The organism is Kitasatospora sp. NPDC001309, from assembly GCF_042896295.1.
In the GTDB taxonomy this organism is placed as follows: Bacteria; Actinomycetota; Actinomycetes; order Streptomycetales; family Streptomycetaceae; genus Kitasatospora.
Genome location: NZ_JBIAXC010000014.1, coordinates 49,860 through 64,417, shown reverse-complemented (window position 1 = coordinate 64,417; position 14,558 = coordinate 49,860). Strand labels below are relative to the sequence as shown.

At 73.1% G+C, this 14,558-nt stretch carries 16 protein-coding genes; 8 read left to right on the top strand and 8 right to left on the bottom strand.

Annotated elements, in window-relative coordinates:
* Positions 1 to 33: 33 nt before the first annotated feature.
* From ACFY2K_RS16765 to ACFY2K_RS16750, 4 genes are all read right to left on the bottom strand, one after another.
* The gene (locus ACFY2K_RS16765; protein WP_387712016.1) at positions 34 to 2,664 is read right to left on the bottom strand and encodes a CHAT domain-containing protein; all 2,631 of its coding nucleotides are present in this window, start codon (positions 2,662 to 2,664) and stop codon (positions 34 to 36) included.
* A 34-nt stretch (positions 2,665 to 2,698) separates the two neighbouring features.
* Entirely contained in the window at positions 2,699 to 3,535 is an 837-nt protein-coding gene (locus ACFY2K_RS16760) for a hypothetical protein (protein ID WP_387712013.1), read from the bottom strand.
* 1 nt (position 3,536) lies between these two features.
* On the bottom strand, positions 3,537 to 4,331 hold the full coding sequence (locus ACFY2K_RS16755; RefSeq protein ID WP_380524518.1) for a hypothetical protein: 795 nt from the start codon (positions 4,329 to 4,331) through the stop codon (positions 3,537 to 3,539).
* Positions 4,332 to 4,510: 179 nt separating this feature from the next.
* Positions 4,511 to 5,263 carry an acetoacetate decarboxylase gene (locus tag ACFY2K_RS16750; protein WP_387712010.1) on the bottom strand — a complete coding sequence of 251 codons (753 nt, stop codon included), beginning with the start codon at positions 5,261 to 5,263 and terminating at the stop codon, positions 4,511 to 4,513.
* Between the two features lie 173 nt (positions 5,264 to 5,436).
* On the opposite strand from ACFY2K_RS16750, the gene ACFY2K_RS16745 reads away from it, so the two are divergent.
* From ACFY2K_RS16745 to ACFY2K_RS16725, 5 genes are all read left to right on the top strand, one after another.
* Entirely contained in the window at positions 5,437 to 6,366 is a 930-nt protein-coding gene (locus ACFY2K_RS16745; RefSeq protein WP_387712007.1) for a 3-hydroxyacyl-CoA dehydrogenase family protein, read from the top strand.
* A 102-nt stretch (positions 6,367 to 6,468) separates the two neighbouring features.
* Positions 6,469 to 7,128 (top strand): TetR/AcrR family transcriptional regulator, encoded by a 660-nt coding sequence (locus ACFY2K_RS16740; RefSeq protein ID WP_380524521.1) that lies wholly within the window; start codon positions 6,469 to 6,471, stop codon positions 7,126 to 7,128.
* 50 nt (positions 7,129 to 7,178) lie between these two features.
* Entirely contained in the window at positions 7,179 to 7,913 is a 735-nt protein-coding gene (locus tag ACFY2K_RS16735) for a leucine-rich repeat domain-containing protein (RefSeq protein WP_387712163.1), read from the top strand.
* Positions 7,914 to 8,170: 257 nt separating this feature from the next.
* On the top strand, positions 8,171 to 9,400 hold the full coding sequence (gene thrS, locus ACFY2K_RS16730) for a threonine--tRNA ligase (protein ID WP_387712161.1): 1,230 nt from the start codon (positions 8,171 to 8,173) through the stop codon (positions 9,398 to 9,400).
* Between the two features lie 129 nt (positions 9,401 to 9,529).
* The gene (locus ACFY2K_RS16725; RefSeq protein WP_387712004.1) at positions 9,530 to 10,078 is read left to right on the top strand and encodes a hypothetical protein; all 549 of its coding nucleotides are present in this window, start codon (positions 9,530 to 9,532) and stop codon (positions 10,076 to 10,078) included.
* A 48-nt stretch (positions 10,079 to 10,126) separates the two neighbouring features.
* Here the strand turns inward: ACFY2K_RS16725 and ACFY2K_RS16720 are convergent, their stop codons facing one another.
* Positions 10,127 to 10,537 carry a VOC family protein gene (locus ACFY2K_RS16720; RefSeq protein WP_387712002.1) on the bottom strand — a complete coding sequence of 137 codons (411 nt, stop codon included), beginning with the start codon at positions 10,535 to 10,537 and terminating at the stop codon, positions 10,127 to 10,129.
* Positions 10,538 to 10,608: 71 nt separating this feature from the next.
* Between ACFY2K_RS16720 and ACFY2K_RS16715 the strand changes: the two genes are divergently transcribed.
* Positions 10,609 to 11,070 (top strand): MarR family winged helix-turn-helix transcriptional regulator, encoded by a 462-nt coding sequence (locus ACFY2K_RS16715; RefSeq protein WP_380586354.1) that lies wholly within the window; start codon positions 10,609 to 10,611, stop codon positions 11,068 to 11,070.
* Positions 11,071 to 11,098: 28 nt separating this feature from the next.
* On the opposite strand, the gene ACFY2K_RS16710 is transcribed toward ACFY2K_RS16715, so the two are convergent.
* Entirely contained in the window at positions 11,099 to 11,755 is a 657-nt protein-coding gene (locus tag ACFY2K_RS16710; RefSeq protein WP_387711998.1) for a C40 family peptidase, read from the bottom strand.
* A 240-nt stretch (positions 11,756 to 11,995) separates the two neighbouring features.
* Here ACFY2K_RS16710 and ACFY2K_RS16705 point away from each other — a divergent pair, with 240 nt between their 5' ends.
* Positions 11,996 to 12,400, top strand: a complete 405-nt coding sequence (locus ACFY2K_RS16705; RefSeq protein ID WP_380524527.1) for a RidA family protein — start codon at positions 11,996 to 11,998, stop codon at positions 12,398 to 12,400.
* A gap of 13 nt (positions 12,401 to 12,413) precedes the next feature.
* On the opposite strand, the gene ACFY2K_RS16700 is transcribed toward ACFY2K_RS16705, so the two are convergent.
* Both ACFY2K_RS16700 and ACFY2K_RS16695 read right to left on the bottom strand, forming a co-directional pair.
* Positions 12,414 to 12,908 (bottom strand): SRPBCC family protein, encoded by a 495-nt coding sequence (locus tag ACFY2K_RS16700; protein ID WP_387711995.1) that lies wholly within the window; start codon positions 12,906 to 12,908, stop codon positions 12,414 to 12,416.
* The gene (locus ACFY2K_RS16695) at positions 12,905 to 13,360 is read right to left on the bottom strand and encodes an ArsR/SmtB family transcription factor (protein ID WP_387711992.1); all 456 of its coding nucleotides are present in this window, start codon (positions 13,358 to 13,360) and stop codon (positions 12,905 to 12,907) included. Before ACFY2K_RS16695 ends, ACFY2K_RS16700 begins: the two co-directional genes overlap by 4 nt.
* Positions 13,361 to 13,741: 381 nt before the next feature.
* Here ACFY2K_RS16695 and ACFY2K_RS16690 point away from each other — a divergent pair, with 381 nt between their 5' ends.
* Positions 13,742 to 14,458 carry a ScbR family autoregulator-binding transcription factor gene (locus ACFY2K_RS16690; protein ID WP_380640858.1) on the top strand — a complete coding sequence of 239 codons (717 nt, stop codon included), beginning with the start codon at positions 13,742 to 13,744 and terminating at the stop codon, positions 14,456 to 14,458.
* Positions 14,459 to 14,558: the final 100 nt, after the last annotated feature.

The window sequence follows — 14,558 nt, the reverse complement described above, 5'->3', positions numbered from 1 at the left end:
GGCCCCGGCTGCCGAGTCGACCGCTGCGCTCCCTCACCACGGAAGCGGCCCGGGGTCGCCGAAGAGCGCGAAGGGTGCCCATGCGACGGGCTCCGGGAAGCGGCGCCGCACGGCCTGTTGGGCTCGGCGCAGCGCCGCGGTCCTGGAGGCCCCGCGACGCAGCGCGCGGTAGAACTCGCACATCAGCTGCACCGTCGGCTCACTGGGAACGTCCCAGACGCTCACCAGGACGGACCGGGCGCCGGCGATCTCGAAGGTGCGGCGAAGGCCGAACACGCCCTCGCCCGGATGATAGGAGCCGAGGCCGGTGACACAGGCGGAGAGCACGACCAACTCGGTGCCGAGCAGGTCGAGGTCGTAGACGTCGGAGGCGGTGAGGACTCCGGGGCCCAGGCCCTCGGCCGGCTCTTGTCCGGCGAGGAAGGTGTTCGCGCCCGCCAGGGCCAGGCCGGTGCAGAGGAGCGGGTCCACGGCAGGGCCCGGGGTGTGCGCCGGGTCGGGGGTGCGTGCCGGGTCGGGAGGCGGGGCGCCCGGCGGGCTGGGCGCGGGGCCAGGGTCCGGCCGTCGGGCGCCGGTCGGGCGCAGGGGCTCGGCCAGGGCGTAGCCGTGCGTCGCCAGGTGGAGGACCAGCGGACTCCGGGCCGTGCGCAGTCGGGATGTCGAGGCGTCCGGGCCGGTGTACAGCTCGGCGCCGATGTGGTCGGCGATCCACCGCCCCTCGGCCCCGGTCTCCGGCAGCGGTGCGAACGGGCCTCCGTCGAGGGCGGTGCCGCCGGCCTCGTAGTCGATGTCGGCGAACACGACCGGCGGCGCCGGGCGCGGCCCGTACCGGCCGCGCAGCAGGTCCCGGCCGGTGGTCAGGAAGCCGATCTCGAACGTGTCGAGCAGTCGGCTGCCGTCGGGCGAGGGGAGGGCGGCGAAGGGAAGGAGGTTGAGGCTCCCGTCCGGCGAGATGAGCAGCCGGTCGACTCCGGTCAAGGCGGCGTCGATCCGCCGGATCAGCACCCGGTGGAGCTCCAGGCCCAGCGCCCGTTCCCCGGTGTCCTGGTGTCGGAGGAACTCACGCCACTGCCGGACGCCCTGGTCCAGGGTGTCAGCGGTGCCGTGGGTGAAGAGCTGCGGCGGCGAGCCCGGGGTGAACACCAGGCTCAGTACGGCGGCTTCGTCGCCCAGCTCCGCGCGGTAGTACTCGACGAGTGCGGTACCGGGCGGGAGGGCGGCGGTCACCGCCTGCCAGGTCGGCAGGGCCGCCGGGGTACCGCCGAGGTCGGTGTCGGTGTCGGGGTTGGGGCCGGTGCCGGGGCCGGGGTGGGAGAGCCGGTCGGCGAGGAGCATCTCCAGCCGGCCCTGCCGGGCCCGGAGGTCGTGGACGTGCCGGTCCGGGTGCGGCCGGAGGGGCTCGTCGTCGAGCGCCAGGCGCCGCAACTCGTGCCGAACGGTGCGGAGTTCGGTGGCGACGGCCGCGATCCCGGGCTCGGGGCCGTTGGACAGCATCGCGTGGTCGCGGGCCACGGCCTCCGCGACGACGGCCTTGCGCCGCAGGACGGCGTTCGCCAGGAGCTCCAGCAGCTCCGCGCCGGGCTCGAAGCCGGTGGCGGCGAGCAGGACGACGACGAAGGCGTCCAGTCTGCCGAGGAGGGTCCGTGCGTAGGCCAGGCGCTGCACCTCGGAGGAGGCAGCGAAGACCTCGACCAGGTGGGCGTCCTCGATGTCGAGCTGCTCCCGCACCAGGGCGGCGGCCTCGCCGAGCCGCCCGGTTTCGAGGCAGAGCATCCCGAGGCTGAACAGTGAGTCGGTCATCGCCACGCGGTTGGGGTCGGCCAGTTCGCGCCGGCGGGTGATCACGGCGCGGTAGAGCTGTTCCGCCTGGTCCCGCTCGTCCAGGGCGTGGTGCACCAGGGCGAGGAGGTCGAAGGTGTTGAGCTGCTCCTCGGTGGCCGTCGCCGGGGCGAGGTGCGCCGCGGCGGCCCGGGCGTACGCCAACGCCCGGGTGAGGCGTCCTTGGTGGCGGCACCGTTGCCCGATGCTGGTCCGCAGCGAACGCAGGAGTTCCGGTGTGGTCTCCGGGTCGTCGGCGGCCGCCGTGAGTGCCGCGTCCAGGTGCTCGTCCGGGACGTCCAGGCCGTACCGTGCGGTGGCGACCAGGGCCACCGCCGTCCTGAGCGGGGACCGGCGGGGGCGGGCCCGGGCCACATCGGCGGCCCGGAGAGCCAGTTCGAGAGCCCGGGCGAGGTTGCCCAGGCGGTCCTCCTCGGAGGCCTGTTCGATCAGCGTGCGGAAGGTGACATCGGGGTCGTCCGGTTCTCCACCGGCCTGCGGCCGGGCGTCGTGCGCGAGTTCGAGGAGCATCCGGCGGCTCGGGGACCGCCCCTCCTCCTGTTCCAGGGCCGCGAAGTTGCGCAACACGGCGGCGGAGGGCGCCATGCCTGCCGCCGCATCCCGCAGTTCCCGGTAGATCGACCGGGCGACGGCGGGGTCGCCGTGGAGCTGGTGGTAGGCGGCGAGGTTGCCGCGCGCCTCGGCGAGGTGTGCGGCGGCCTCGGGGCCGGCCGCGGTGAGGAGTTCGACGGCTTCGGTCAGGACGGCCTCGGCGCGCGGATCGCCGTCGAGGGCCAACAGCTTGCCCAGGTTGGCGATGATGATCCCCAGGTCGATGTCCGGCATCCGCGGGTCACACCGTGCCTCTCGACCGCACCGCTCAGGCCCCTCGGCGCCGGAGCTCGACCGCTTCCTCCAGCAGAGCCCTCGCCGCCGCGTCGTACCCCGCCTTGTGCAGGGTGACGGCGAGTTGGTTGAGCGTCCTGGAGAGCTCGGCCGGATTCGAGCCGAGGATCTCCCGGGCATAGCGTTCCGTTGCCTTCGCGGCCTCTCCCACCTGGCCGGGGCCCTCCGCGCGGCGCAGGGATTCGGTGTAGGCGGCGAGCCAGGGCGGCAGCAGGGTGACCGGTCCGTGCTCCTGGACGTGGTGCACGGCCATGCCGGCGACGGCGAGCGCGTCGGGGTGCGCGCCCGTCTCCTCGGCGATGCCGTGCATCGTGGCGAGGTGGCGCAGGCAGCCCTCGGCGTCCTGCATCCGGTGGCACAACTCCTGGGCCGTGCTGGTGTACTGCCAGGCCTCCTGGTGCCGGGACAGTTGGCGGGCCAGTCCGCCCATCCACTCGTAGCAGGTGGCCTGTCCCACCTCGGGCGGCCGGGACAGGGCCTCCCCGCTGGCGAGGAGCCCGGTCAGCAGGGCGAGTGCCTGCTCGTGCCCGCCCTGCCGGGAGAGTTCCCCGCACCGGGCGAGGGCCCGGTCGAGGGTCTGCGACACGGCGACGCCGGGCAGCGGGACGCCCAGGCGCTCGGCGACCGCGAACGAGGCCCGGCCGTACCGCTGCACCGCGGCCGGGTCGTGGCGGAGTTCTGCCGGTACGGTGAACCGGGCGGGGAAGTCGGCGCGCAGCCGGTCCCCGTGGAGCCGGCAGAGCCGGTCCAGCAGCGCGGAGTCCCCGGCGTCGACGGCTGCTTCGAGCTCGAACCAGAGGTGTCCGGTCATCTCATGCTCCGACGTCCTCGTAGGTGAGTTCCGCGAACACATGGCTCTCGGCCGTCCTGCTCTCTGCCGTCCTGCCCTCGGCCGTCCTGCCCTCCGCCGTCCTGCCCTCCGCCGGCCCGCCGACGGTGCTCCCCGCCGGGCCTCGGCCGCCGAACTCCTTGCGGCCGAACAGCCGGGGGCGTACGCCGGAGACGCGGAACAGCGGCGTGAGGCCGTCCGGGGCGATCACCTTCACGCCGACGCCCTTGGACCCGACGATGCTCAGCCCGGCGGACGCGGAGGCGAGCGGGATCGTCCCCGAGAGCGCCTCCGCGGAGGCGGCGAGGTCGACGCTGGCGCCCTGCTGCTGGGAGACGAGGATCACGGCGGGGCCGGTGGCCACCACCTCGGTCACCACGACCTGGGCGGCCGGCCACCGCCCGGCCGCCGCCAGGTCGAGCACGCGTCGGCCGAGCGCCTCGCGGTCGGCGATCTCGCTGATCCGGCACGACCGCGCCTGGAAGACGATGCCGTGCCGGCGGCTGAACGACACCGCGACGCGGGCGAGCGGTCCGCCGTCGACGTCCGTCGAGACGGCGACCTCGGCGGCCGAGCTGTAGTCCAGGTCCACGCCCCGCTCGCGCTCCCGCACCGCGAACCCGATGCCCAGGTCGGCGAGCGAGGTCAGGCGCTCGAACCGGTCCCGGTGCAGGCGGCCGACGTCGCCGAGTTCGAGATGGGTGTTGGGCAGCCAGCTGGACAGGTAGTCGAACTCCGCGCGGAGTTCCTCCGAGTACTGCTCGTGGATCGCGGGCACGCACCCTCCCCCTGGACGCCGGAAGCGCCGGCAGTCGGCATCGTAGGCCAGTGCCCGGACCGGCGGGGTGCAAACGGGGACTCCCAACTTCTGCGCCCGGCCGCGGCGTTGCGGGAGCAACCGGTCCGACCGGTCCGACCGGTCCGACCGGTCCGACCGGCCCGGCGTCGCCGGTGGCATCAGGCGGGGCGGCGCCGCTCCGCGAGGTAGTCGTGCACCGGGGTGACGGGGGAGAGGGTCAGGTCGGTGAGGACGTGGCTCGCGGAGACCACCTCCAGCACCGGCAGGTCGGCCAGGGGTGCCATGACGTGGGCGTTGAGCTGGAGGCGGGCGGGGCCGGTCCAGGCCTCCTTGACCGTGAGGTCGGTGATCCGGGTTCGGACCAGGTCGCAGACCCGCAGGCCGCCGGTGTAGTCGGGGACCACCTTGACCGCGAAGGTCGGCACGCCGATCTGGGCGCGGGCCTCCTCCCGATCCAGCGGCCGCCACTTGTAGGCCATGGTCGCGGTGGCGACCCGCTGGCTGGCGTAGTCCAGGGTGCCGACCAGCGCCCCGGCCTCGGTGAACAGGCGTGGCGAGCCCATCACCTTGGGGTAGGCGCTCAGTTCCCGGCCGGCCGCGGTGGCGGCGAAGTTGTCCAGGTACATCGCGTGCAGGTACTCACCGTGCTCGTCGCCGTGGCGTACGGGGACGACCTGCCCGGCCTCGACGTACGGGCCGTAGCCGTCGACCTCGCCCATCTTCATGATCTCGAAGCGCACCAGCGGCTCGTCGATCTCCAGCGGTTCGGGGACGACCGCGCGCAGGGCCTCCGGGTCGGTCCGGTAGACGACGTTCAGGTACTCGCGGTCGGTGAAGCGGGTGGTGCGCAGCGGGTAGACGGGGGCGGTGAGCGGGGTGGTGGCGTGGCGGACGACCTGGTCGGAACGCATCGGGGGCTCCTCGGGGGTGCGGGTTGTGCGGGGCGGGGTTGTGCTGCCCGCTCAAACGGATACCATGTGTATCGGATACACCATGCATCCGATGGTGGCGGTGAGGCAAGCGCGAACCACACGGCGCAGGCCCGGGCCCCTCGGAGCGCAGTACAGCCAAGGAAGTGATCTTGATGTCGTTCACCACTCCCGACCCCACCGGTCGCCCCGTCGCCGTCGTCGGAGCCGGCACCCTCGGGCGCCGCATCGCCCTGATGTTCGCCACCGACGGCGGCGAGGTGCGGATCTACGACCCCTCGGCCGAGCAGCTCGCGGCCGCCGGCGCCTACGTGGCCGAGCAGCTGCCCGCCGTCGCCGCCGGCGTCGGTGCGGGAGGGCCGGGCACCGTCGCCGTCACCGGGGACCTCGCCGAGGCGCTGCGCGGCGCCTGGCTGGTGATCGAGGCGGTTCCGGAGCGCCCCGAGCTCAAGCAGCGGGTCTTCGCCGACCTGGACCGGCACGCCGACCCGGACGCGATCCTGGGCAGCAACTCCTCGTCCTACCCGACCAGCCACTTCGTCGACCGGGTGCGCGAGCCCGAGCGGCTGGTCAACATCCACTTCTACATGCCGCCGACCCAGAACGCGGTGGACGTGATGTCCAGCGGCCGCACCAGCCGGGCGGTCATCGACCTGCTGTTGGCGGAACTGCCGCGGCACGGCGTGTTCCCGTTCGAGGCGCGCCGGGAGAGCACCGGCTTCATCTTCAACCGCATCTGGGCGGCCATCAAGCGCGAGTCGCTCGCCGTGGTCGCCGAGGGCGTGGCCACCGCCGAGGAGGTGGACGCCATGTGGTCCGTCAACACCGGCCTGCGCGGCGGCCCGTTCCGCGCGATGGACCAGGTGGGCCTGGACGTGGTGCTGGACATCGAGCAGCACTACGCGGCCGAACGCCCGGGCCTGCCGGACGGACCGCGCACCCTGCTGGCGGAGTACGTCGGGTCCGGCCGACTCGGCGTCAAGGCCGGGCGCGGCTTCTACGAGTACGAGGCCGGGGACACGGGCGGGGCTGGGGACGGGGACGGGGCCGGGGACAGGGACCGGGAGGGCGCCGCGGCCGCCTGAGGGCTCTCCGGCGGGGCGGGCGGCCCCGGTCCACCCGTAGACTGGGTCCGGGGCCGCCGTCGGCACCGCCGAGCGAAGAACGAGACCCGAGGACCGCAGTTCGTGCCCAAGTCACCCACGAAGCGGCGCCCGCTGACCGTCGCCGCCCTGAACGACAGCGCCCTCGCCCTGTTCACCGAGCACGGCTTCCACGCCACCTCGATCCGTGACATCGTCGCCCGCGCCGGGCTGACCCGGGGCGCCTTCTACTCCAACTACCAGGACAAGGAACAGCTGTTCCTCGCCCTCTACGACCAGCAGATCGACCGGCTGCTCGCCGACCTGCGCAGCGCCTTCACCGCCGCCGCTGCCACTGCCGCTTTTGACAGCGCCACTGCCGCCGCCGCTTCCGGTAGCGCCGCCGCCCAGGATGTGCCGTCCCGGCTGCTGCGCGAACTGGCCGACCGGCGGCGGGTGGACGAGGGCTGGTTCCTGCTCTCGATGGAGTTCACCCTGCACGCCGCCCGGCACCCGGAGGTCGCCCGCAGCCTCGCCGAGCACGAGGCCCGGCTGATCGACGGACTGGTCGAGCTGATCGGGGAGGCCACCGACCACGCCCCGGAGATCAGCCCGCGCGACCTCGCCCGGTTGCTCGTCATCCTGCACGAGGGCGCCACCGCCATGCGCCTCACCGAGGAGGCCCGCGGCGACCTCGCCGAGTTCCCGGAGGACCTGCTGCACCGCGTCGTCGACGGGCTGTTCCACCCCACGGCTCCCCGGTAGGCCTGTCCGGCCCCGCTCTGGCGAGGCGGACAATGGTGGACGTGACAGACATGACGCTCAACCTCTGGCGGCAGCCGCTCGGCCCGGTGGCCGCCGAGGTGCTCAGCTCGGTGTGGGACCGCAACGACCTGACCGTGCTCATCCTCGCCGAAGGCGCGCTCTCCGAAATCCCGCCCGGCATCAGCCGGTTGATGCGGCTGCGCACCCTCGACCTCGGCCACAACCTGTTCACCGAGGTGCCCGCCGAGCTGACCCGGCTCACCTGGTTGCGGGACTTCCTCTACCTGCACGACAACCAGCTGACCGTCCTGCCGGACGACATCGGGAAGCTCACCGAACTCCGCTACCTCAACGTCGGCGAGAACCGGCTCACCGAACTTCCGTTCGCCATCGGCAAGATGACCGAACTGGTCGAACTGCGGGCCCAGCACAACCGGCTCGGCGTCCTGCCCGAGTCCATCGGCGCCCTCGGCGAGTTGCGTGAACTCTGGCTGCGCGGGAACGAGTTGACCGCCCTCCCGGCCTCCTTCGGGCTGCTCTCCGAACTGCGCGAGCTGGAACTGCGGGAGAACGCCCTCGCCGAGCTGCCCGCCGTCCTGGCCGGGCTGCCGCGGCTGCGCCGGATCGACCTGCGCAGCAACGGGATCACCGGACTGCCGGACTGGCTGGCCGACCCGGCCGCACTGCCCGCGCTGGAGAAGCTCGACCTGCGGTGGAACGACGTCCAGGTGTCGGACCGCGTGCGGGAGGCGCTCGCCGAGCGCGGCTGCGCCCTGCTGATGTGAGCTCTCCCATAAAGATCAACGCCAAGGTCCGGGTGCTGCTACCGTGGAAGGCATGAAGCGCGCTGCACTCGCCACGACGACGCCGGAAAGAGTCCCGGCGCGCTGACTGCTGACCTAGTCCGAAGCCCCGGGGCGAGTGCCCCGGGGCTTCGTCGTTCCCGTCCCCACTCGCCCGCGGATCCCGAGTGGAGACCACCCCCATGAACGACCGCCTCGTGAACGACCGCCCCGCCCCCGCCCCCGCGCACGACCGACCCGTGCACGACCACCGCAAGCTCGGCCGCGAACTCGACCTCTTCGACACCGACCCGCTGATGGGCTCCGGCCTGCCGTACTGGCTGCCCGACGGCGCGGCGATCCGGCACACCCTGGAGGAGTTCATCCGCGGCCGCGAGCGCCGGGCGGGCTACCGCCACGTCTACTCGCCGGTGCTCGGCAAGCGCGAGCTGTACGAGATCTCCGGCCACTGGGACCACTACCGCGAGGACATGTTCCCACCCATGCAACTCGGCTCGGAGGAGATGGTGCTGCGCCCGAGCCTGTGCCCGCACCACGCGCTGATCTTCCGCTCCCGTCCGCACAGCTACCGGGAACTCCCTTTGCGGATGGCCGAGTTGGGCGGCATGTACCGCTCCGAGCTGTCCGGCGTGCTCGGCGGGCTGACCAGGGTCCGGGCGATCCAGCTGAACGACGCGCACGTCTTCTGCACCCCGGAGCAGGCCGCCGACGAGGCCGTCGCCGCCCTGGAGCTGATCCGTGAGGCGCACCGGTCGCTCGGCATCGTGCCGGTCCGTTACCGGCTGTCGCTGCCCGGCGAGGGCGGCAAGTACGTGGCCGACCCGCAGCTGTGGCGGCGGGCCACCGCGCTGCTGACCGACGTACTGGAGCGCTCCGGGGTGCCGTTCGAGGCGGCGGAGGGCGAGGCCGCGTTCTACGGGCCCAAGATCGACGTGCAGATCGCCGACGGCGCCGGGCGCGAGTTCACCCTCTCCACCGTCCAGATCGACTTCCACCAGCCCGAGCGCTTCAACCTGCACTACATCGGCGCGGACGGCGCCAAGCACCGCCCGGTGATGGTGCACCGCAGCGTGATCGGCAGCGTCGAACGGGTGGTCGCCCACCTGATCGAGCTGTACGGCGGTGCGTTCCCGGCCTGGCTGGCACCGGCCCAGGTGGTGCTGCTGCCGATCTCCGACGCCGAGCTGCCGCAGGCCGAGCGGCTGCGGCAGCGCTGCCTGGACCTCGGGCTGCGGGCCGAGGTCGCCGGACCGGAGCACGGCAGCCTGGGCGCCCGGATCCGGGAGGCCCGGCTGGTGCCCTACCAGGCGGTGATCGGCGCCAGGGAGGCCGCGGACGGCCGGGTCGCGCTGCGGCTGCGGGACGGCCGCCGGCTGGAGCCGATGGCGGCGGAGGAGGCCTGGGCGCGGATCGGCGCGCTGGTCGCGGACTGTAGCGCCGAGCTGTGGCGGGACGCCCCGGCCGAGTGAACCGGGAGCATACGTACGACTAGTGCGCTGCGCGGTGTGTCGGCGGGGCCGGCGGCGAGGGCCGCCCGTCGAATGGGCGGGGCGGCCGAGTCCCCCGCCGCCGCTGTCCCCACCCTTCCGGAGGTAACCGTGCGCAGACCGCGCAGCTTCGTCGCTCCCGCCCTCGCCGCCTGCCTGACCCTCGCCGGGGCGGTGGCCGCCGCCCCGGCGAGCTCGGCCGGGCTCCGCCCGCTGCCCGTCCCCGAGGTCCAGTACTGCGCGGCCGTCCTCGGCCACCTGCCCGGCGCCGACGGCGCGTCGCCGGTGCTCGGCCGGGCCTGCTCGCCGGACTCCCGCGCCGACGCGCTCGCCCTGGCCGACGGCCGGACCCTCACCCGCGGTGCCGACCAGCCGGCCGACCGGACGCTGCTGCTGGAGGAGTTCAAGGACATCGACTACCAGGGCGGCGTCATCTACTCCTTCTACGGTGACGCCGGCGGTTGCGACGGCACCGGCTACCACCTGGTCAACTACATCACCGTGGCGTTGAGCGTCTCCTCGATGAAGGGCTACAACAACTGCAACGCCGTCCACCTCTGGTCGACCCTCGGCGTGGAGAAGACCACGGACCTCCCGGCGGCCCAGCTGGGCGCCAACTTCAACGACGCGGTCCGCGAACTGCAGGTCTTCCACCGCTGAACGCCCCGGGCGTCGTCGACCGCCGGGAGCGCGCCCCGGCGGTCACGGTCAGTAGGACTGCAGCTCGATCAGGTGGCCGTCGGGGTCGCGCAGGTGGGCGCTGCGCAGGCCGGGACCCCACTCGGGGCGGTCGGTGGCCGGGACGGCGAGGACGCCGCCGTGCCGGAGGCAGAGGGCGAGGGCTTCGTCCACGTCGCCGACCCGGAGGACCAGCATCGCGGTGTCCTGGGTGGGGGTGGCCGGGCGGGCCGGCAGCCCGGTGGTGCCCAGCGTGGCGGACATCGCGGCGCGGTCGAACAGCACCAGGACGGCCTGCCCGTCGACGTCCCAGTTGGCGTACGGGCCCTCGGGCGTGCCCTTGACCAGGGTGGCGCCGGTGAGAGCGGGGAGGACGGCGCGGTAGAAGCCGAAGGTCTCGGCGAAGCGGGTGACGAGCAGGCGGGGGTAGAGGGCGTCCACGGTCGGGCTCCAGCGGGGATCTGAATCAGTGGGTCAACACCCACTATAGGGATCGACCCTAGAATGTCGCCATGGCCTCCGAGAACCCCGCCCCGCCCGACGCGCTGCCGCCGACACTGCTGGGCCTCAGCACCTTCCTGCTCGCCCGGACCGGTCGCACCGCGCGGGCGCGACTCGCCGGGCAACTGGCCGAACGCGGCCTGCGGCTCTGGGACATGGCCGTGCTGGCGGCCCTCGTCGACTTCGGTCCGCAGGCGCAGCGGGACCTGGTCCGGCGGCTGGGCATCGACCCGAGCGACCTCGCCAAGGTCGCCGACCAGCTCGGCGCGGCCGGGTACGTCGAGCGCAGCCGGGACCAGGCGGACCGCCGGCGGGTCTCGGTGTCGGTCACCGCCGACGGGCGGGCGCTGCTCGCCGAGCTGGAGGCGCGGGCCCGGGCGGTGCAGGACGAGGTGCTGGCCCCGCTCGACCCGGCGGAGCGCCGGGTGCTGCACGACCTGCTGCTGCGGGTGGAGCAGGGGATGCCGGAGTGACACGCCCCCGCGTGATCCACCGGACGGGCTACGTGGGCACCGCTCCGGGGCGGCGGGCGCCGGCGAACTCGTTCGCCCAGCGCGGGATGTCGAGCACGTGCTCGACCCGGGCGATCAGGGTGCCGGTCCGCTCGGCGTGGATCATCGCGCCGTCGCCCGTGTAGATGCCGACGTGGTGCAGCGGGGCGTCGGGGCGGGAGAAGAACAGCAGGTCGCCGGGGCCCAGGGCGTCACGGTCGACCGGGGCGCTGCGGTTGAACTGGGCCACGGTGTAGTGCGCGAGCTCGATGGTGCCGTGGCTGGCGCGGTACCAGCAGTACAGGGACAGCCCGCTGCAGTCGAAGCCGACCGTGCTCTCGCCCATGCACACGCCGTTCAGGTAGCCGTTCTCGCCGTCGCAGAAGCCGAGGCCCGGGCCCAGCCGGTCGCCGCCGCCCCAGGCGTACGGGAGGCCGAGTTGGGTCTCGGCCACCGTGACGACCCGCCGGCCGAGGGCGGCGGCGGGTTCGGTGCCGACGGGGTCGGTGGGTGCCGGGTCGGTGCGGGCGTCGGACGGCGGTGCGGCGTGGGCGGGTTGGGACGCTGCGGCGAGGGCCGGGGTGAGGCCGGCGCCGAGGGCGAGGCCGAGCACCCGGCGGCGTCGGACGCCGGACACCCGGTCGTGCTCGGGGGGTTGGGGCTCCATCGGTCGACTCCTCCTGGCTGGGGGTGGCCGGTCGCGGCCGACGGTGGTCGATCGGGGTGCCGGCGTGGGTCGGCACCAGGATCGACGTCTGGGGGTGTCGTCCGCCATCACCCACAACGGTGAATCGTGGGCACACGGGCCTTGGTACGGAAGGGGTTTCGCCCGAAATCGGTTTGACGCCCGTTCGTCCGAGGCCAACGATGAGCGCGAACGTTCGGTCGCGATCCCCTCGGAGGCCCCATGAACAGCGCGGTCAAGCTGGTCCGCAACACCCGCCTGACCCAGGCCGTCGACTACGCCTACGCGGCGGTGGTCGACGCCCCGGTCCGCTCGCTCTGGCTCGCCGGGGCCTGCCCGTTGGACGAGGAGGGCCGTACGGTCGCGGTCGGCGACTACGAGGGCCAGGCCCACCAGGTGATGCGCAATCTGATAACCGTGCTGGAGGACGCGGGCGCTGGGCTCACGGACATCGCGCGGACCACCGTGTACGTGGCCTCCGGCAACCAGGCGGACTTGGTGAAGGTATGGAACGTGTACCGGGAGTACCTGGGGGAGCACGACGCCCCCAGCACGCTGCTCGGCGTCTCGGTGCTCGGCTACACGGACCAGCTGGTGGAGGTGGAGGCGGTGGCCGTGCTGCCCTGACGGACCCGGGTGCTCAGGAGGAGGCGGCGGCGAGCAGGGCGTCCAGCTTCCGGTAGCCCTCGGTCACGCCGCGCTCCATTCCGCTGGCCAGGATCGCGTCCCGGGCCACCAGGTTGTCGACCACCGACAGGACGGTGACCCGGGTGAGGCCCTCGCCGACGGGCTCGAAGACGGCGGTGTCCAGCGAGACGCCGTCCGGCACGCCCTCGAAGGTGAAGGTCTGAACGAGTCGGGTGGCCGGCCGGATTTCGTGGAAGGAGCCGTAGAAGGCGGCGACCTCCTGGCCCTCGCGGTGCACGGAGTAGCGGTAGTGGCCGCCGGTGCGGGCCTCCCACTCGTCGATCTTCAGGTCGAGGTCCTCGGGGCCGAGCCACTGCGCGACCAGCCCGGGCTCGATCCAGGCCCGGAAGACCCGCTCCTGGGGGGCGTCGAACTCGCGGACGATCCGGATGGTGGGCAGGGCCGGGTCCGCCTCGATGCGGGTCTCGCGGCCGGTGGTGGAGGTCATGACGGGTCTCCTTCGGTGGGTGTGGTGGGTGCGGTGGGTGCGGTGAGGCGGTCGGTGCGGGAGTGGGTGCCGGTGTCCGGGGTCGCATCCTGGGTCGGGGCGGTGGCGGCGTTCTCGTCGGTGGCGTCGCTGTCGCCCATGGCCGCGAGGACGGCGTCCAGGCGGAGGAAGCGTTCCTCGGCCCGGCGGCGGTAGCGCTCGATCCAGCTCGTCATCAAGTCCAACACCTGCGGCTCCAGGTGGCACGGCCGCCGCTGGGCGTCCCGGCTGCGGCTGACCAGCCCGGCCTCCTCCAGCACCTTGAGGTGCTTGGAGACGGCCTGCATGGACATCGCATAGGACTCCGCCAACTCGCCGACGGTCGCGTCCCGGACCGAGAGCCGGGCGACGATGTCGCGCCGGGTCGGATCGGCCAGGGCGACGAACGCCCGGGAGAGCTGGTCGACGGCCACGGTGGCACCTCTGTTCTTCCTCAACCGATTGGTTGACAACCACGCTACCCCTGCCCGCCTGCTTGTTCAACCGATTGGTTGTGGAAGTCGCGGAAGCGGAGCTTTGGCAGCTGGTGTCCGGAGGAAGAAACCGTTCATTCGGTTTCTTGGCAGTACTACGAGGCGGCGGTCGCACTGTTCGGCCGATCCATCGGGAGGTGCGACCCCTGATCGCCGAGTCGGGAACTGGCGGACCGTTGACGGCAACTGTGCGGGCAGGTGGGGGAAGAGAGGGCGATTCGGCTGCCTCGTGGGCATCGTCTTGTCGCCCGTTGGGCGCCCGTAGCTAAGATACGGGGTGTTTGGTTTGGTTTTCCCGGAGCTCAGGGCGGGGTGGTTGCGGTGGTACGGCAGGAACGGGCGCTCCGGACGCGCCGGCTGATCCTGGAGGCCGCGGCGTCGGTCTTCGACGAGTTCGGCTACGAGGGCGCGACCATCGGGGAGGTGGTCTCCCGGGCGGGTGTGACGCGCGGTGCGGTGTACTTCCACTTCGCCTCGAAGCGGGACCTCGCGCAGGGAGTCGTCGAGGAGCAGTTCGTCCAGGACGGAGTGCCGGAACGGAGCTGCAAACTCCAGGAGTTCGTGGACACCGGGATGGTGGTGGCGCACCTGATGCCGCGCGATCCGCTGCTCAGCGCCGGTGCCCGGCTCTCGCTCGGCCAGGACGTGTCCGACGACTTCGGCGGCGGTGCGATCCCCGGCTGGATCGGCCGGATGGAGGCGCTGTTGGTCGCCGCCGGCGACCGGGGCGAACTGCTGCCGCACATCGTCCCGGCCGACACCGCCTGGCTGATCACCGCTGCCTGGACGGGTGTTCAGATCCAGTCGCAGAAGCTCTCCGGCCGGGCCGACCTGGAACTGCGGGTGTCCGGGCTGTTCCAGCACCTGATGCCGAGCGTCGCGGTGCCCGGGGTGCTCGGCTCGTTGCAGATGGGGCCGGACCGCGGGGGGCAGGTGGTCGCCGAGGTTGCGGCGGCCCGGGCGGCGGAGGGTGCTGCTGACGGATCGTCGGCGGGGTCGGAGACGGCGGGTGTCGCGGACGGGGTCGGGGTGGGCTGACCGGCGGGCCGCGCGGTACGGGCGGCAACGGGCCCCGAGGCCAGATGAGTTGGGTACAGGTGGCGGCGCGAGGCCCAGGGGGCCGGCGCCGCCTTCGGTT